This window comes from Aureimonas psammosilenae, from assembly GCF_009176975.1.
Taxonomy (GTDB): domain Bacteria; phylum Pseudomonadota; class Alphaproteobacteria; order Rhizobiales; family Rhizobiaceae; genus Plantimonas; species Plantimonas psammosilenae.
In genome coordinates, this window is sequence record NZ_WEZG01000008.1 from 184,983 (window position 1) to 202,877 (window position 17,895).

General features: G+C 65.8%; 14 protein-coding genes. 6 read left to right on the top strand and 8 right to left on the bottom strand.

The features are described from left to right. Positions 1 to 39: 39 nt before the first annotated feature. The 5 genes from F9929_RS15585 to F9929_RS15605 form a co-directional block, all read right to left on the bottom strand. The gene (locus F9929_RS15585; protein WP_152047530.1) at positions 40 to 1,071 is read right to left on the bottom strand and encodes an ABC transporter substrate-binding protein; all 1,032 of its coding nucleotides are present in this window, start codon (positions 1,069 to 1,071) and stop codon (positions 40 to 42) included. An 11-nt stretch (positions 1,072 to 1,082) separates the two neighbouring features. Next, positions 1,083 to 1,622 carry an acyl-CoA thioesterase gene (locus tag F9929_RS15590; protein WP_152047502.1) on the bottom strand — a complete coding sequence of 180 codons (540 nt, stop codon included), beginning with the start codon at positions 1,620 to 1,622 and terminating at the stop codon, positions 1,083 to 1,085. A gap of 1 nt (position 1,623) precedes the next feature. After that, entirely contained in the window at positions 1,624 to 2,517 is an 894-nt protein-coding gene (locus tag F9929_RS15595) for a BKACE family enzyme (RefSeq protein ID WP_152047503.1), read from the bottom strand. Continuing rightward, a complete protein-coding gene (locus F9929_RS15600; RefSeq protein ID WP_152047504.1) occupies positions 2,514 to 3,533 on the bottom strand; it encodes a 3-hydroxyacyl-CoA dehydrogenase NAD-binding domain-containing protein in 1,020 nt (339 codons plus the stop codon). Before F9929_RS15600 ends, F9929_RS15595 begins: the two co-directional genes overlap by 4 nt. A gap of 323 nt (positions 3,534 to 3,856) precedes the next feature. After that, positions 3,857 to 4,852: a LacI family DNA-binding transcriptional regulator gene (locus F9929_RS15605; RefSeq protein ID WP_152047505.1), complete on the bottom strand. Its 996-nt coding sequence runs from the start codon at positions 4,850 to 4,852 to the stop codon at positions 3,857 to 3,859. A 214-nt stretch (positions 4,853 to 5,066) separates the two neighbouring features. Here F9929_RS15605 and F9929_RS24870 point away from each other — a divergent pair, with 214 nt between their 5' ends. The 5 genes from F9929_RS24870 (at position 5,067) to F9929_RS15630 (ending at position 9,658) form a co-directional block, all read left to right on the top strand. Continuing rightward, the gene (locus F9929_RS24870; RefSeq protein ID WP_407922240.1) at positions 5,067 to 5,627 is read left to right on the top strand and encodes a type 1 periplasmic-binding domain-containing protein; all 561 of its coding nucleotides are present in this window, start codon (positions 5,067 to 5,069) and stop codon (positions 5,625 to 5,627) included. 32 nt (positions 5,628 to 5,659) lie between these two features. Continuing rightward, positions 5,660 to 6,445 carry a TIM barrel protein gene (locus F9929_RS15615; protein WP_152047506.1) on the top strand — a complete coding sequence of 262 codons (786 nt, stop codon included), beginning with the start codon at positions 5,660 to 5,662 and terminating at the stop codon, positions 6,443 to 6,445. A 36-nt stretch (positions 6,446 to 6,481) separates the two neighbouring features. Then, positions 6,482 to 7,483, top strand: a complete 1,002-nt coding sequence (gene iolG / locus F9929_RS15620; protein ID WP_152047507.1) for an inositol 2-dehydrogenase — start codon at positions 6,482 to 6,484, stop codon at positions 7,481 to 7,483. 74 nt (positions 7,484 to 7,557) lie between these two features. After that, positions 7,558 to 8,526 carry a MurR/RpiR family transcriptional regulator gene (locus tag F9929_RS15625; RefSeq protein ID WP_193227792.1) on the top strand — a complete coding sequence of 323 codons (969 nt, stop codon included), beginning with the start codon at positions 7,558 to 7,560 and terminating at the stop codon, positions 8,524 to 8,526. A 766-nt stretch (positions 8,527 to 9,292) separates the two neighbouring features. Beyond that, positions 9,293 to 9,658, top strand: coding sequence for a hypothetical protein (locus tag F9929_RS15630; protein WP_152047509.1), 366 nt, complete (start codon positions 9,293 to 9,295; stop codon positions 9,656 to 9,658). A gap of 21 nt (positions 9,659 to 9,679) precedes the next feature. On the opposite strand, the gene F9929_RS15635 is transcribed toward F9929_RS15630, so the two are convergent. Further along, positions 9,680 to 12,229, bottom strand: a complete 2,550-nt coding sequence (locus F9929_RS15635) for a bifunctional diguanylate cyclase/phosphodiesterase (protein ID WP_152047510.1) — start codon at positions 12,227 to 12,229, stop codon at positions 9,680 to 9,682. Between the two features lie 314 nt (positions 12,230 to 12,543). Here F9929_RS15635 and F9929_RS15640 point away from each other — a divergent pair, with 314 nt between their 5' ends. Beyond that, positions 12,544 to 13,557, top strand: coding sequence for a hypothetical protein (locus F9929_RS15640; RefSeq protein ID WP_152047511.1), 1,014 nt, complete (start codon positions 12,544 to 12,546; stop codon positions 13,555 to 13,557). 41 nt (positions 13,558 to 13,598) lie between these two features. Here F9929_RS15640 and F9929_RS15645 read toward each other — a convergent pair whose 3' ends face one another. Next, a complete protein-coding gene (locus F9929_RS15645; RefSeq protein WP_152047512.1) occupies positions 13,599 to 15,347 on the bottom strand; it encodes a serine aminopeptidase domain-containing protein in 1,749 nt (582 codons plus the stop codon). Beyond that, positions 15,337 to 17,718 carry a glycosyl hydrolase 2 galactose-binding domain-containing protein gene (locus F9929_RS15650; RefSeq protein ID WP_235919346.1) on the bottom strand — a complete coding sequence of 794 codons (2,382 nt, stop codon included), beginning with the start codon at positions 17,716 to 17,718 and terminating at the stop codon, positions 15,337 to 15,339. Before F9929_RS15650 ends, F9929_RS15645 begins: the two co-directional genes overlap by 11 nt. Positions 17,719 to 17,895: the final 177 nt, after the last annotated feature.

Consider the following 17,895-nt stretch of genomic DNA (forward strand, 5'->3'; position numbering starts at 1 on the left):
GGCCCCGCACGGACGTTCTTTGCGCGTTCCGCGCGGTTCCTACTGCGCCAGCCAGGCGTTGAAGCGCTCGGTCAGATCCTCGGTATTGTCGATCCAGAAGTCCACGTCGATCGCCAAGGCGTCCGCGATGTTGTTCGAGTCGGTCGGCAGGTCGGCCCTGTATTCGGCGGGCACCAGCGCGGAGGCGTCCTTGTTCGGCAGTCCGTAGGCCACATAGGCCGGCAGCTTGGCCTGATTTTCCGCCTCGCTGGCGAAGGCGACGAAGTCCATGCCGGCCTGCCTGTTCTCGGCGCCCTTCAGCACCGCCCAGCTATCGACGGAATAGATGCTGCCCGGCCAGACGACCTTGAAGTTCTTCTTCTCGCTCCGGTTGATACCGGTAATGCGGCCGTTATAGGCCGAGGTCATGGCCACCTCGCCAGAGGCCAGCAACTGAAGCGGTTGGGCGCCGGACTCCCACCAGACGAGGTTGGACTTCAATTCGTCGAGCTTCCGGAAGGCACGATCCACTCCTTCGGGTGTCGCCAGAACCTCGTAGACCTCGTCCTTGTTCACGCCGTCGGCGAGAAGGGCGAATTCGAGATTGTATTGCGGCCCCCGGCGCAGGGCGCGCTTGCCCGGTATCTTCCGGGTGTCCCAGAAGTCCGCCCAAGATTTCGGCCCGTCGGCCAGCTTCGCGCCATCATAGGCGATCGCGGTCGACCAGACGTTCGCACCGACGCCGCAATCGCTGACGGCTTTGGGAAGGTACTTGTCCTTGCCGCCGAGTTTGTCCCAATCCAGCTTCTCGAAGATGCCGTCGTCGCAGCCGAGCGCGAGATCCACCGCTTCGACATTCACGACGTCCCAGTTCGGCGCCCCCGCCTTGACCTTGGCTTGCAGGACGCCGATGCCGCCGTCCCAGGATTCGTCGAGGAGCGGCTTGGCCGTCTTCGCGGCAAAGGGCTTGAAATAGATGTCGCGCTGGGCGTCCTGATAGGTTCCGCCCCAGGAAACGACCGTCAGGTCGCGTGCCGCCGCACCCGGTGCACCGAGGCCGGCGGAAACGGCAAGTATAACGCCGGTCAGCAGAAATGTGTTCCTCACGTTCTTTCCCTTTCTGACCCGCCAGCCGAAGTGTGGCGGCTTACGGTTGACGTCGGGCGCCCTACGTGACGCCGCTCTCGAAACTTATCTGCAACGACTTCTTCAGCTTGGCTCTCTTGAGAGGAGGCCGCGAGGCTTTCGCGCACCCTTGCCGGGATCGCTTCGCTGCCCCGCGTTTGGAGGTTGAAGAAGACCTCCACCACGTCGCAACTCGCAAAAACGGTTCCGTCCTGCGGATTGACCATTTCCAGGTGCAGGCCGAGCGATTTCGAGCCGATCCGCTTGATGCGGGCGCGAACCGCGACCACCGTTCCCGCTGCGACTTCGGACCGAAAGACGGTCCGCGTTTCGGCCGTCACCGGCACGGTGCCGTCGGCCGTCCGGGACCCGTGCCCGTTCCAGAACACGAACACGGCGTCATCGAAGATCGCGGCATAGTGCCGGACGTTCACGTGGCCGAAATGGTCGCATTGCCACTGGTGGACGACCACCCTCGTCAGTTCGACGCCCGGCTCCGGTTCCTTCTCCTCGGCCATCTTAACCGACGGCGAGGATTTCGCGCGCTTCGCCGGGCGTCGCGACCTCGCAGCCGAGATCGCGGATGATGCGCCCTGCCCGCTCCACCAGTTGCCCGTTGGTGGCGAAGACGCCGCGCTCGAGATAGATGTTGTCTTCCAGCCCGACGCGGCAGTGGCCGCCGAGAATGGTCGACAGGGCAACGATCTCCATCTGCCAGCGCGAGATGCCGAAGGCGCTCCAGATCGCGCCGGGCGGCAGGAGCTCCTTCATGTAAAGAAGCGTCCTGGCGTCGGCCGGGGCCGACCATTTGACGCCGAGGCAGATCTGGAAAAGCGGCGGCTCGTCGATATGCCCCTTTTCCATGAGGTTTCGGGCCAGAAGGATGTCGCCGGGATTGAAGGCCTCGATTTCCGGCTTCACTCCCGCCTTCCGGATCAGCTCAGCCATGTCGCGCAGCTTGCCGGGCGTGTTCATGAAGATGCAGTCGGGCGCGCCCGCGATGCCGCCTTCCAGATTCATGGTGGTGGTGTCGAGCGTGCAGATCTGCGGCTTCAATTCCACCACATGGGCGACGCGCTCGGCCGCCGTGCCGACATCGGTCGTCGGATGGGCAATGGCCTCGTCAGCCGGATCGGGCACAAAGGTCGCGCCCATGCCGGTGGTGAGGTTGACGAGAACGTCCGGGTTCTCTTCCCGCACCCGCGCGACGATCTCGCGGAAAACGGCGGGCGAACGGTCGCCGACCCCCGTTTCCGGGTTGCGGCCATGGATATGGACCACGGAGGCGCCGGCGGCGGCCGCTTCCAGGCAGGCCTCGGCGATCTGCCGGGGCGTGACGGGATAATTCGGGTAGCGCGGATGGATCGGGCCATCCCCCGTCACCGCACAGGTCAGGACGACTTTGCGCTTCATTTGGCCCCCACCGCGCTGCCGGCAGCCTCGTGCCGGGCGTTCGCCGCTTGCCGGTCACCGCCGGCATCCACATGATTGATGGCGGAAAGAAGCGCGACGATCTTGGCGTCGCGCTCACGGCGCAGCGCGTCGTAGTCGCGCGCGCCGATCTCTTCGCGAAGTCCTTCCACCAGCTTGTCGACCGTCTCGGCATCGAGCTGCGGCTTGCCGAGATCGTCCCACCAGAGGGCGTAGCTGTCGCGGAACTGCTCGCAATAAGCGCGAATTCCGGCCGGGCCGCCGCCGAGATTGAGAAGCATGTGCGGCCCCATCACGGCCCAGCGCATACCGGGCCCGGCGCTGATCGCCGTGTCGACATCGCTGACGGACACGACGTCCTCGGCCACGAGATGGATGGCTTCGCGCCAAAGCGCCGCCTGGAGCCGGTTGGCGACGTGCCCCATGACTTCGCGCTTCAGCGTGATCGTCTTCTTGCCGCAGCTCTCATAAAGCGCCCGCGATACGTCAAGCGCTTCGGGCGCCGTCGCCTCGTTGCCGTAGAGTTCGACCAGCGGAATGATGTGCGGCGGGTTGAAGGGGTGGGCGATCACGAGATGGCTCGGGTTCCGCCACCCGACCTGAAGGTCGGATAGCTTGAGCCCTGAGGAACTGGTCGCCACCACTGTTCCCGCCGGCAAGGCGGGCTCGATCTCGGCATAAAGGCGCCGCTTGGCGTCCAGCCGCTCGGGGATGCATTCCTGGACGAAGCTCGCCTCCGCCACCGCTTCGGCGGCCGAGCCGAAGACCCGGAACTCAGGGGGCGACCCGGTATGGGCAAAGCCCATCTCGGCCAGCGTGTCCTTCACGCCCTCCCAGAAGCGGGCGAACTGCACCCCCGCATCGGCATGGCTGTCGTACAGATGGATGCGCCTGCCGGACGCGGCGAACAGCGCCGCCCAACTGCACCCGATAAGGCCCGCACCCAGGATCGCGATCGGACCTTGTGACGTGGCATGGGAAGTCTTGCGATCCGACATGCGGCGCACCTCGAATTTATATGATATCTGATCAGATCACGTTCGGGGACGTCGGGCAACAACTGATTTCGGCCCATGCTCTTTCGGCCAAGTCGATCGCGATCGAGTTCGGTCGCGCCTCGCGTGACGTCGTCGCCGCGCGCCGGGAGTTGCGAGGCGGCAGGACGAGCGCGCTTTTCCCTACGTCTCGTCTGCATTCATCGCATCCAGATCATGGCGCATGCGAGGTGAACGAAACCCATGAAGGCAGACGAGACCTAAGGGGCTGGAGCGCTCGCGACCAACGAGATACGGGGAGGCGCGCCGGTCGGATTAGCGCGCCTTCAAGCCGACGAGCGAAGAACCAGTTCGCCGGGAAGACTGACCGGCTCGCTGGCCCGCCGGCCCGCCAGCATGTCCACCAGCGCATCGACCATGGCTGCGATCGGTTGGCGATAGGTCGTCAGGTCGTAGGTCGGAAAGCCCGCAATCGCCGTATCGTCGAAGCCGACGATGGCGAGGTCTTCCGGTACGCGAAGCGCGAACTCGCTGCGCAGCACATCCATCGCCCCGCAGGCAAGAATGTCGTTCTCGCACATCAGGAGGTCGATCTTCAGGCCGCTCGGTGAGGCTTGGAGAAAAGCCCGCGCCGCATCGCCCCCCGCCCGGTGGCTATAGCGCTCGGCCGAAAGGGTCGGAACCGCCTCGATGCCGCGCTCCATCCAGAAGGCCTCGAAATGCTGGCGTCGGCCAAGGGCGGTTGAAAGCGTCCGAGGCCCGGTCATGAAGGCAGGCCTGCGATACCCGCGTGCCCACAGATGGGTGCAGATCTCCGCGAGAGCATGTCCGGAATCGCAGGAGATCGGCGAGATCCGGGAGGTCTGGCTGTCGCGTGCGAGCACGAACAATGGCGGCGCGGACTCGCCCAGGCGCACGTCGCTCAAGGTCTCGTCGCGAAACGACGTGCCGAGGAGCACAATGGCGTCCACCTGCCTTTGATCGGCGTTCAGAAGCGCATGGACGTGGTCGAAATGCTCGTTGATGTTCACGATCACCGCGACGAGCTCCTCCGCCTGCAGAGCGGCGGTGAGCGTTTCCAGCATCTCCAGCTTATGGGGATTGGTGAAGTCGTCCACGAAGACGGCGACGTGCTGCGTGGAACTGGTGGCGAGGCTGCGGGCAAGAAGATTGGGCCGATAGCTCATGGTCTCGGCCACCGCCAGGACCTTCTGGCGGCTGGACTCGGCGATGGACGCACCGGGCGTGAAGGCGCGGATCACCGTCCATTTGGAAACACCGGCGGCCTTCGCGACCTCCAGCGCCGTGGCTCTCTTTTTCACGCTCAAAACATCCCGCTCGCGGTTTGGGACGTTTGTTCCAGAACGATTCGAAACGCAACGCAGGTATTGCAATCAAAGCCGAGATCTTTATCAATACATCATTGCACCCGGTAGCAATTCATCGTTCGTTGCCCGGTGCCGGGAGGGGCATGTCGAGAAACATGCGCTGTCTTGTGACCGCGCTCGGAAAGCCGGCTCCACTTGGGAGGAAGTCATGCTTCGAGTTTCGAACAGGATCGCGCTGGGTGCGCTGGTGCTGGGCTCCGTTCTGGCGGTACCGCAGATCGGTTCGGCGCAGGACAACGTTCAGATCATCGCCCTCACCCACAACCAGGCATCCGACCCTTTCTGGTCGGTCGTCAAGAACGGCATGACTGAAGCTCACAAGGAAAGCGGCATTTCGCTCGACTGCCGCGCGCCCCGAACCTCCGACATAGTGCAGACGGTGCAACTCATCGGAGCCGCCGTGAACCAGAAGCCGGCCGGCATCGTCTACCAGGATCTGGCGATGACCGCCTTGATGTCAATGACGCGCAACTTCTTCATGGGACAGGAGCCGACCACCGGCTTCGGCCCGTTCAAGCGCAAGGACATGGGGCAAGCTGATCGCATCACTCGCGAGGAAAGGCGTCGCATCGGCATCGATGTGCGCGAACCGCAGCAGGCGGTCGGCACGTTCACGAAGGGCAAAATCACCATGGACGAGCCGCAGCGTCCCTTGGCCGGCGGCAAGGAACTTCAGTCCATGTCGTCCGAACTCGGCGGCACCGTCTGATCCCCTTTCGATCTCAAAGCAGGCACCCTTCCATGACACAACCCTTCGCGCTCGCCGTCTGCGCCGAAACCGTCTTCGCCAAGCTTCCCGTTCTCGAACGGCTCGAGCGCCTGACGGCGGCCGGTTTCCTTGTCGAGATCTGGGATTGGACCCGCCACGACATCAAGGCTCTCGCCGCCTCGGGCGCGAGTTTCTCCTCCATGACCGGCTACGTCACGGGAACGCTCGCCGACGATGCCGGCGCGGACGAGTTGCTTCGCACCGCCGCCCAGTCGATCCCCATCGCCAAGGAACTCAACTGCCCGCGTCTCAACCTTCACGGCACGGGCCTCGACGGCCAGGGGCAGGCGATCGTCAAATCGCATTTGGTGTCCGGCGCGATGTGGCTGAAGGCCGCCGATACGCTGCGCCGCATCGCCGATCTCGGCGAAAGGCACGGCGTCACCTTCGTTCTGGAAAACCTCAACGAGGCCGTGGATCACCCGAACGTGCCCTTCGCCAAGGCTGCCGACACGATCGCCCTGATCGAGGCGGTGAACCGCCCGTCATTGAAGCTCAATCTCGACCTTTATCATGCGCAGATCGGCGAAGGTAACCTGATCGAGCTTTGCCGCCGGGCGCTGCCCCATATCGGCGAGATCCAGGTCGCCGACGTCCCCGGCCGCAACGAGCCGGGCACCGGCGAGATCAATTATCCGGCGATCGCGCGGGCCTTGAACGAAATGGGCTATCGCGGCGTCATCGGCCTCGAAGCATGGCCCAAGGGCGACGACGAACTCGCGCTCCGCCGGTTCCGCGACGCCTTCACCATCGCCTGACATCAAATATCGCCCGACATCAAAGGAAGACACCCCATGTTGAACGTCGCGCTTCTGGGCGCCGGCCGCATCGGCCAGGTTCATGCCCGCTCGATCACAGCCAACAAGGACTCGAGGCTCGTCGCCGTTGCCGACGTCGTGGCGGACGCCGCCGCGTCGCTCGCCGCGCAGTATGGCGCGGATGCCCGCAGCGTCGATGACATCCTCGCCGACCCCGCGATCGATGCCGTTCTGATCGCCACCTCCACCGACACGCATTCCGACCTCATCGAGCGCGCGACCGCCGCAGGCAAAGCCGTCCTCTGCGAGAAGCCGGTCGACCTTTCGTTGGAACGGGCGCTGGCCTGTCAGGCCAAGGTCGCGGGCAAGCCGGTAATGATCGGCTTCAACCGCCGCTTCGATCCGAACTTCGCGGCCCTGAAGGCGGCCTTCGATAAAGGGGAAATCGGGAAGGGCGAGCTTCTGTCGATCACATCCTTCGATCCCGCGCCCCCGCCCGTTTCCTACATCAGGGTTTCCGGCGGTCTCTTCCGCGACATGATGATCCACGACTTCGACATGGCCTGCTGGATCATGGGAGGGCCACCCGCCAAGGTGACGGCCGCAGGCTCCTCGATCGTCGATCCGGCCATCGGCGCGGCCGGCGACGTCGACACCGCCGCCGTAACCCTCACCTGGGACGACGGGCGCATCGCGGTGATCAAGAACTCGCGCCGCGCGGGCTACGGCTACGACCAACGCGTCGAGTTGCTCGGCTCGGAAGGACTTCTGTCGGCGAAGAACGTCCTTGAGAACACGGTGGAGAAGATCACGGTCGACGGCGCGTGCTCGGCCAAGCCCGTCTACTTCTTCCTGGAGCGCTACATGCGCGCCTACGAGGCCGAATGGACGGCCTTCGTGGAAGCCTTGAAGGCCGAGTCAACGCTGCCGGTCACGCTTGGCGAGGGTGTCGCGGCGCTGGCCTGCGCCGAGGCCGCGACCCGTTCAGCGCAGACGGGCGAAAGCGTGGCGATCACGCCGGCCATGATCGGCCGCTGAGAACTGCCCGAAACAACCGGGTGCGGCGAACCCGCAGCGCTCGCCGCACCGGCTGCCACGAGGTGATGCGAGCCATGCGATGTTCCGAAACGGATGCCGCCGAGACCGCCGGCCGAGGGATCGCGCTCGTTGGCGGGAACGGGGCGCGACCGACAGCGCCCGTTCGTGAAGCATCTCATCCGATCGCCGACGAGTTCGAAACGTTGCGGCGGGCGATGGGCGGCGACGGCGCACGCATGTCGCGGCAGTTGCAGCGCCTCGCCGACTGGTGCCTCGCCCATCCCGATATTGTCGCCTTCGGGACGGTCGCAGAGTTGGCCGAGGCTGCCGATGTTCAACCCTCCACCTTCGTCCGGCTGGCCCACAAGACCGGTTTCGACGGGTTCTCGGCTTTCCAGAAGGTCTTCCGGCGACGGCTCCTAGCGCGGAGCCAGTTTCTGGACGGCCGGGGATCGAGCAAGGCATGCGGGCAAGAATTGACGGCCGGGCGGAAACTTGGCGAGGTTATCGGCTCGATTCGTGCCTGCCTGGATGATCTGTCCCACAGTGCCGATCCGGCCACCTTGGAGCGGGCCGCCTCGATTCTCGGCGGTGCCAGAACCGTGCATATCGTCACATCCGGGCCGTGCTTCGCGCTCGGTGCCTATGCCGTCCCCCTTCTTGTGGACGCCGGCATCCACTGCGTGCTTTTGAACGCGATGCCGGGTCTCGCGCCCGAAGCCCTCATGCGGCTCGCGGTCAGCGATGACGCGCTTCTGACCATCGACTGCATGCCGCCCCGAACCGGGGAAGAACCAGGGCTGCCGGATCTCGGGGAAACCGAACTCCAGCGGGTCTCCATTACGGGTCGAGCCGCGTTGTCCGGCCGCAAGGACGGAACGATCGTTTTTCGCGTCGGGGAAGGCAGCCGGGAAGGCTTGGCCGCCGCCGCGATCTCGGTTCTGGGGACGCTCGCTGGCCTTCTGCCCGCGTCGATTGAACGCTCGCGCCCTTGGAACGTCGCGGATGCGTCGGACGTCCCTTGGTCGACGTTTCCTGGTTGAACGAGCGCGCGAGAGCCCGATATCCGATCGCCGAAACGGCGACGCGGTCGCAGGAGCCTATATGCAGTTTTCGCGGCCAGCGACCATCGCTCTCGTTTGCAGTGCGCTTGCGATGGGAGGGTGCGCGTCGGGCATCGTGAACGCCTCGCCGATCGAAACCTTCCGTATCGGGCCGCCGCCAGCACCGGGCAAACCCTTGACGCTTTGCCAGCGGCTGGCTGCCGACAAGTTCGAGTCCACCTTTCAACTTCACAAGGGCTTCTCATCCGACGCCTGGGCAAAGAACCAAGCCCGCGTGAGCGCAGAGACCTTCTATGCACGGTGCCTGGGCGGGCGAATAAACTAGAAATCGCGCAGATTCCGAACCGGACGGCGATATCGAACGCGCCCGCCCCGCAAGCTTGCCCGTGTGCTGTCCGCATTAGTCACGAGCTATTCCAAAATCGCAGGGCTTCCATGCGCGGAAGGGCATATCGCACTGCACAAGAAACGCGTAGGTTTCAGTCATCGAATTTGTGAAGGCCCATCCTCCTCCCAGGGCCGAAGCAAATGGCTGGCTTTCCTCCCATAGCCGGCCGTCGCACCCTCTTCCTCCTCCCAAGCGAGGGTGCAGAAACAACGCCCACCGGTCCTCCCCCGGTGGGCGTTTTCGTTTGCACTCCTTGCCGAACGATGCGACGCGAAGCCTCAATCCATCCTTGATGGTTTTGACGCATCCTTCCATGGTGAATGATTCCCCGACGCCTGCGAACCGGATGCGGAAGCCATGCGCAGAACGCTGATCGCCCTGTTACCCTTCTTCGTGATGGCGGGGCATGCGTCCGCGGCCGACGACCGGGCGCTGTCCGGGCCCGAAATCGCGCGGATGATTTCCGGCAACACGGTGCAGGGCGCCATGGCAGCGGGCGGGCCTTACCGGGAGTTCTATCTGCCGGACGGAACGTTGCGCGGCTCGAACTACGACGGGCGCTGGAGCGTGGTCGGGGACACGCTTTGCTTCAGCTACGACGCGGCGACGCCTGCGCAGTGCTGGGGAGCGCGCATCAGCAGAACCGGCGAAATCTCCTGGATCAAGAACGGCATCGTCGACGGCACCGGCGTCGTGCAGTCGGGCAATCCGGCGAACTTCTGAGACGGGTTGCGGGACGGACCTTCAGGCGGCTTCGCCGACCGGGCGATCCGCCATGCGCGAGGCGAGTTGATCGGCCGGGAGCGGGCGCCCGAAATAATAGCCCTGCACCTGCTCGCATCCTTCGCGCCGCAGGAATTGCGCCTGGTCGGCGGTTTCGACGCCCTCGGCGGTGATCACCATGTCGAGACTCTGCCCGAGCCCGATCACCGAGCGCACGATCGCGTTGGATTTGGCGGCCGACAGGTCGGCGATGAACGACTTGTCGATCTTGATCTTGTCGAAGGGAAAGGAGTTCAGATAGCCGAGCGACGAATAGCCGGTGCCGAAATCGTCCATGGCGATGCGAACGCCGAGGGCCTTCAGACGGTTCAGCGTGTCGCGCGCCGCAACGCCGTCGCGCAGCAGCACGCCCTCGGTGATTTCCAGTTCGAGCTGGGCGGGGGCCAGCCCGGTTTCCGTCAGAACCTGCGCGACCAGAGCGACGATGTCGCGCTGCATGAACTGGACCGGCGACAGATTCACGGCAATCACGATGCCCGGCCATTGGACGCCCTGTGCGCAGGCCGTGCGAAGGACCCATTCGCCGAGCGGCACGATCAGTCCCGTTTCCTCCGCGAGGGGAATGAACTCGCCCGGAGACACGAGGCCTCGCGACGGATGGCGCCAGCGCAAAAGAGCCTCCGCGCCGATGATCCGCTCGCTCTCCAGGGCGACGAGCGGCTGATAATGGAGTTCGAACTGGTCGAGTTCGACCGCTCGGCGGAAATCCTGCTCCAGCGTTCGGCGCGTTTCCCGATCAAGACCCATATGCGCTTCGTAGATCCGGGCCGTGCCGCGTCCCGATTCCTTGGCATCGTAGAGCGCGATGTCGGCATTGCGCAGGAGAAGCTCGGCCGCCTCAAATCCATCGGGAACGGCGATGCCGATGCTCACCCCCAGACGATGCTCCCTCCCGGCGATCAGGTAGGGAGCATCGAGGGCAGCGAGGATCTTGCGCGACAGCGTGATCGCATCCAACGGCTGCGTGAAGCCTTGCTGAATCACCGCGAATTCGTCGCCGCCGAGCCGCGCGGCCGTATCGTCGGCCTGCAACTGCGCTTCCAGGCGGCGCGAGACTTCCTGAAGAATGGTATCGCCCGCCGCGTGACCGTGCGTGTCGTTGATCTCCTTGAAGTGATCGAGATCGAGGCAGAGAACGGCCAGCCGGCTCCGTTGCGAGCGGTGGTTCTCCAGCGCCTGATCCAGCCGTTCGCGAAACATCGCGCGGTTCGGCAGATCGGTGAGAGCGTCATGCTTCGAGAGATGCTCGGCACGCGCCTGCGCTTCCACTTCGCTGGTGATGTCGGTGGCCGTGCCGCGATAGCCGAGCCACATGCCGGCCTCGTCGAGAATGGGCTTTGCCGATACGCGGCCGACGCGCGGGCGCCCTTGTGCGTCCTCGTATCGGTAGCGCAGGTCGCGCACAGCCTCGCCGGTGGAACAGCGGAGCCAGCCCTCCTCCGAAGGATCGAGGCGGAAGAAGACGTCCAGATGGCGGCCGAGCGCATCCGTTTCCGTCAAGCCGGTCACGGGTTCGAAGCGCGAGGACACGAAAACGAGACGCATTTCGCGGTCGCATTCCCAGATCCAGTCCGAGGACGCTTCGGCGACGTCGCGGAAGCGCGCTTCGCTTTGTTGCAGCGTTTCGGCATAGCTGTCGATGGTTTGGGCGGAAGCCTTCAGCCGGGCGTTGGCCCGGCGCGAATAACGATAGGTGAGCCCCCCCAGAAGGGCGAACACGAGAAAGGATGCGGCCATCGGCGGCAGGACGAAACTCAGGTGCTCGTCCCCAGGACGCTTGGGAATCCACGTGACCTGACCGATCGTCGTCCCGTCCGGCGAGTGAAGCGCCAAGGCTGCTCCGAGGCTGGTTCCTTCCCCGGACATCAAACGAAAGCGGTTGAGAAGGTAATCGCTGCCGATGCGCGTCAAGAGCGGGCCGTTGAGCTTCTTGGTGAAAACCAGAACGGACGGTCTCGTGGCGGCATCCGGGCTCGGGGTCGCCGGCCGGACGGCGGCGGCGGCGACGAGAAGGATGTTCGGGCCCGACCTGAGAAAGCCGACCTCCGGCACGACATGACCCGCGGCGCGTTCGGCGAGGTCCTTCAGGCCTTCGGGGATCTCGGCGAAAGCATCGAGACGGGCAGGTTTGCCTTCCACGACCGCATAGGTCGTGTCCTGGTCCGGCGAAAGGACGAAGGCCATCTCGTAGCCGAGGCTGGCGAAGATGTTGGAACCGAGATTGCCGTCACCAGCCGCCCATGCGGGATCGACACGCCCCCCCAACCGGCTCTGGATGTCCTCGCGCTGCGTATAATCCTGCAGGTTGCGAGCGATCTCGCGCTGCTTCACGCCGAGAGCGGTTTCGGCGAGCTTCACCGAGTCCTCCACCGCCAGCGCGTTCTGATTGCGTGCGCTGACGAGAACGAGGGTGGTGCCGACGATGCCGGCCGTGGCCAGCAACCCCAACAATGCTCCAACCACCCGCCGGCTGTAGCCGCCGCCGATGAACTCGCTTGCCTTGCCGCTCATCGAACACCGAACAATCCCGAACGCCGGAACAGGATGGCAGAAAGTCGTGAAGCAATCGCAACCAAACAGCTAGAGAACTCAAACACAACGAAGATCCGGCGCTCGCTGCCTCGATCGAAGCCCGCCGATCCGCCTGCGATATGGACGAAGCCGATCATCCGAACTACGCACCAGCGGCGGATAGGATCGACAGGCCGCATGGGACGGGACATTGCATGGGCAATCGGGCGGACAGACGGGCTTCGGCGAAGATCGCACGGCAGGCGATGAAGCGGGCGAAATCGCCGACGGACAGCGCGATCCTCAAGGCAGCCATGGCTTTTTTGGCCGATGAACCGCCGGGGCAGATCGGGTCCGTTCTCTCGAGCGCCGACTTCGATGACGCCTGGGCGCGCCTCACCCCGGATCTTCAGGACGTCCTTCTGGACGAGTATCCCCATTTAGTGACGCAGACCTACGCGGAAGCGGGTCTCGGCGTTCTGCGGACCATCAGCGCGGGCGAGCTTGGGGCCGGAATGGGCACGCGGCTGTTCCTGTGTCCGGTTTCCGGCGCACCGGGCAAGTTGTCCGCCTTCGCGGACGATCAAAAGGAGATCGCCCGGCTGGCGGCGTCCTTGCGCGAGTCCGGCGTTGTTCCCGAGAATGGCCGCTGCCTCGTGCTTCCCGTTCTTCTGCCGATGGCCGCCTTCGCGCCGGAAGCGACACCGCCGGGGCGGGTCCGCGGGCTGCACGACCACCTTTCCGGCCTTCTGGTCGAGACGTTTTCGGGAAAGGCGCTGCCGTCGTCGGACAGCATCCGCGGTGCCGTGGCTGCGTTCGTCCCGGCAATCTTAAGCGCATCCGGCACCGAGTTCGGGGCGTTGGTGGGCATCGAACTGATGGCGACACCGCCTATGAGCGGAAAGGGCTCTGCCGAGGAAGAGCTCGAAGCCGACGATATCGCCAGGACCGCGGCGATCGATTCCTGGCACGACACCTATGCCGCCGATATCGCCGGCATCGCGATCGGCTCGCCGCTGGATTGGCCGGCCTGTGCGGCGGCGCTCGCCTGGGAAACGATCCGCATTCCGATGGAGGTGGCGCTGCTTGGGCGCGGCGTGCCGAATGGGCGCCCCGATGTCATCCATTGCGCCGCCACCGACGACAGCGAACGTTTGATCGTCTCGGCGGTTTCGGGAAGCGTCGCGGTCGGGCCGTTTTCGGCGCCGTCCAATCTCGTCTGGTTCGATGCCGACGAATTCTTCGCTCGGGTGGAGGCAAGCGCGGAAACGCTTGCCGAGCATGACGACGAAGCGGGTGTCATCGGCCCGCTCCTCGGCAGCGCCTGAGCCCTCGAGCTGAAGCGGGCTCATCCCAACGACCGGCACGATCAGGGCAAGGCCTTGGCGTGCTCCCGTCGCGGCTGCGAGGATTCGACCCTTTCGATCACCTCGAGCAGGGTTTCGAAAAGCTCGTCTTGCGCCTTCGCGGTCGAGAGGATGTGATCGGCGCCATCGAGGATGCGGGCGGGCTCGCCCAGGGTGGCGGCAACCTCGGCCGGCGTCGCGCCGAGTTGAAGACGAAGGTCCGCCAAGCCGAGATCGCCGGCGCTGTAGAGAAGAACGAGTTCGGCGCCGCGCCCTCGCAGCCGGACGATCCGCTCCTTGATGGTTTCCTGGCGCGCGCCCGGTCGCAGGGCGGCGGCCATCTTGTGGAAACGACGGCGAAGGATGCCGGCGAGGATCGACGCGATCGGCGTTTGCCCGGTGAACACGCGCCGCAGGGCTTCGCGCTGTTTCAGAAGATCCGCATAGGCGGTGACGCTGCGAACGGGCTTTGCCGAAAACGGCTCGCCGTCATGCGTGAGGTCCCAGTCGAAGCAATAAAGGTTGGCGAGAACCGCGCCCCGGATGCGTTCGTCCCGGCAAAGGGCGTGGAAGGCAAGATAAGCGCCGTTGCAGGTTCCGTGGAGAACGATCGGTCCCGTACCCTGCCCGACGAGGTGGTCGATCGCGGCCCGCACATCGGCGAGAGCATCGAGATCGTAGAGAGGCACTCCCCCGCCGGGACGCTCGGGGCTGTCGCCGACGCCGAGGAGATCCATCCGCAGCGAAGCGATGCCGAGTCCCGCGAGCTTTCGGGCGAGCGCCGTGACCTGCCGGCCGTGGCCGGAGCGCACGATCGTCCCGAGGTTCAGGAACAGCATCCTCGCCCGCGCCGGGCCCGATCCGAGCGGACGGCATTCGATGCCGAAGAGATCCGGCCCGAAGCGCACGGCCTCCTCGCGCCATGTCGGCCCGGCAAGTGTGACGCCGCCGGACGGGGGCACAGGCGCCAAGCCCGCTCGCGCCATCGCGCCGCTCGCGGCATAGGCGGCCACCACCGACGCGGTTTCCTCGGTGATGGTGGCGTTCAAGGGATCGGCGACGAGCCCGGCAAGGTCGGGAAAAGGGGCGGTCTCCACAGCCGCGCCACGGGCGCCGAAGCTCGCAGCGAGCCTTATCGCATCGCCGCCCATGACGAGGACATGCGGCGCGGGGGCATGATCCGATGCTGCGAGATCCACCGTCGACAGATCGGATACGAGACCCGGATCGAGATGAAAGCCGCCGACATTGAGCGGGCCGGGCTCCACCGGCATGGGGCTGGCGTCGGGCAGAAGGTTGATGGCGCGGGCCTGGAATTTCATCTCGCGCAGAAAGGCGCGGCCGGTAGAGAAAGGCGCCAGGAGAACCAGCCGGTCCACCCCTTCGCCTTCGGCCGCCAACGCCGCGAGGGTTCCTCCCAGGCGAAGGCCGACCAGAACCACGTCCTCCACCGCCATGACATCGCGCAGATAGGCGATCGCCCGGCGGATGGACACGATCCATGCCGCCAGCCGTGCCCCTTGCGGCTCCGCAGAATCCGCCTCGCCCGGATAATCGAAGCGCAGCGTCGTGCAGCCCGTTTGTCCGACCCGGTGCGTCAGTTCCCGCCAGGCGCGGTGCGCGCAAAGCTGCTCGTAACCGTGCGTGCCGCAGAAGATCACGCCACGTCGATTGTGCCCCGCGTGCAGCCAACCGAAGGCGCCATCGATCGAAACGGCGTGCTCGGCGATGCCCGAGGGCGTGTGGTTTGGTGATGCGGTTTCAGGCGTCATCGGTGCCGAACCTTGCAACTTCCGTGCCGTTCAGGGCCGTCACGGTGCCGCGCCGTGGCGCTTTGCCCCCGACGACGAGCGGCCGCCGGCCGCCCGGCGCGAGATGAAACCAGTTGTCGGGCAGAGTGCGCCCGTCCTCGGTCTCGATATGGACGCCGTGGGCGTATCGCTCGGTGCCGATCTCCAAGGTCCAGCTTTCCCCAGTCTCGGCCAGCGTCGCCGCGAGCCCGATGGGCTTTTGTTCGACATCGCGCCCTTGCGGGAAATGGAAGCATTCGGCGATCACCTCGCCCGTGTCTTCGCTGAGGCTCGCATGGCCGAGACAATGGGCCGGAGGGCCGAAACGATAGGCCGCTGTCGCGTCGAAGAAGCGGCCGAGGAGTTCGGTGGAAGACCACGAGCGCGCCTCGCGCGCGTCGAGCCGGACCACGCGCTCGGCGGCCGCCACGGTACCCCCTTCGCTATCGCTGAAGGCGAGGCGGAGGCGCGCTTCGAAAGGCGCTGGCGTTTCGTTGCGGACATGGACGTGAAGCCCGTCCAGCCCTTCGTCGGAAAAGCTCACTTGCCTTGGCCGGAAGGCCCGTTTCAGGGCGTACCAGGCCGATTTCGGGCGGTTGTCGCTGTCGATGACGCCCCAGCCGGCGCCGGGAGCCAGATCGCGCAGGAGCCAAACGAGAGCGCCGGCGGTCGGCGAGCCCGGCCGCCGCCATTCGGCGATAGTCTCCTCCATGACCTCGGCGACCGTGGCGCGGCCGAGCGCCAGATAGCGCTCAGGATCACCGCGCTTCAACTCTGCCGGATCGCTTCCGTAAAGGAGACGCTGGTAGTGCTCGCGGACATCCTCGAAATCCCATTCCGCCCCCCGGTCGCGGGGAACGCCCGCACTCCAGGCTTCGGTGTTCGGGTCGGCGAGACCGTTTCGCGCCAGGAGTGCTGGCTCGGGGACGTTGGCGAAGGCGAGGCACTCGCTGGCAAAGCCGACGGCGGCGCGGCGCGCATCTTCCAAGGGGCGCAGATAAGCGCCGACGCCGTAGTAGTGAGCGACCCCAGCGCGCACATGGAACGGCAGATCGCCGCCCGAGGGTGAATTGGGCACGACCACGAGATCGGGACGCGACGCGGCGGCCAGGCCCCCGAGCGTTTCCCCGCCGAAGCGGTCCCGCCAGACCTCGACCGGGCCCCCGAGCATCGCCGCCTGCTGCCAGACCTCGCTGCCCCCGCAAAGGACGCACAAGGACGGCGAGGTCTGGAGGCGGTCCAGAAGCTGCGCGATCTCGCCATGAAGGGCGTCGCGAAAAAGCGGATCGTCGTGCGGATAATCGAAATTGGCGAGCATCGCGTCCTGCCACACCATGATCCCCATCTCGTCGCAGAGATCGTGGAAGGCATCCGCCTCGTAGAGCGTGATGCCGGACACCCGCAGCATGTTCATGCCGGCGTTCCGCGCCAGCGTCAGGAGCGGCCGGTAGGTTTCGGGCTCGCCCGACAGTCCGACGAGGTCGGCAGGCGTCCAGGTCGCGCCCCGGCAGAAGACCGGCACGCCGTTGACCGACAGCGCGAGACCTTCCGCGAAGGGTCGCGTCACAGCGAGCGTCCTGAAGCCGACGTGTCCGAGATCGAAACGCCGACCATTGATGACCGCTTCGACCGGATGAAGACGCGGCTCGCCATGGGTGTGGGGCCACCAGGGGGCGATGTCGGGAAGTTCCAGAACCCCTTCGAACTGTCCGGGCGCGGCCTCCAGGAGAACGCATTCCTCGCCGTTGCAATAAAGGCGCACGACGCCGCCCGCCCCTCCGTCCGTCCGCAAACGCGCGACGAGCCGGCCGGTGGTGCCGTCTAGCTCGGCGCGAAGGTCGGCCGTGATCGCACCCGCCAGCGGTTCGCGGGTGACGGGCCGAAAGGGGCCGGCGCCTTCAACCGGCGGGCACCAGCCGGGCATGAAGCCGAGAAGGGTGGTGCGGACGTGACGCAGCGAGCCGGGGGTGGCGAGGCGAGGCCGCCAGCGGCCCCGTCGATGCGGCCGCCTAAGCTCATCGGCAAGCGAGCGGAAGCAGATCGCGATCTCGCTTCGCGGCGTCAGCGCGACTTCGACAGAATGGGCGGCGAACATGGAGCGCGTCGACAGAACGAGGACGCCGTCGATCCAGACTTCCGCGATCGTCGCGAGACCTGCGAACACGAGACGCTCACGCCCTTCGCCGCGCAACGGCGCGCGATACCAGGCATCATGCGCGTGGACCGACACCGGCGCGCGTCCGGCGTCGCGCAAGGCGCCCGCCACCGTGCCGGGAACGGGCGCGGCGATCCAGTCGGCTCCTGGATCGAAGGCGGCGGGACCGTGCCATGCGTCCGCTTTCGTCAGCGCCATTCGCCAAGGCCCTTCCACGGGGCGGGGGCCAGCAGCGTCGAGGGAACGGACGCGCGCCACCGCGGCTTCTCAGGCGACGACGCGTCGGAGCGAGGCGAAAAGCGCGTCGTAGCGCGCGGCCGCGCCGTCGAGGCGGGTTTCGAGCCCGTCGGCGCTCTTCTTGCCGAAGCCGCGCGC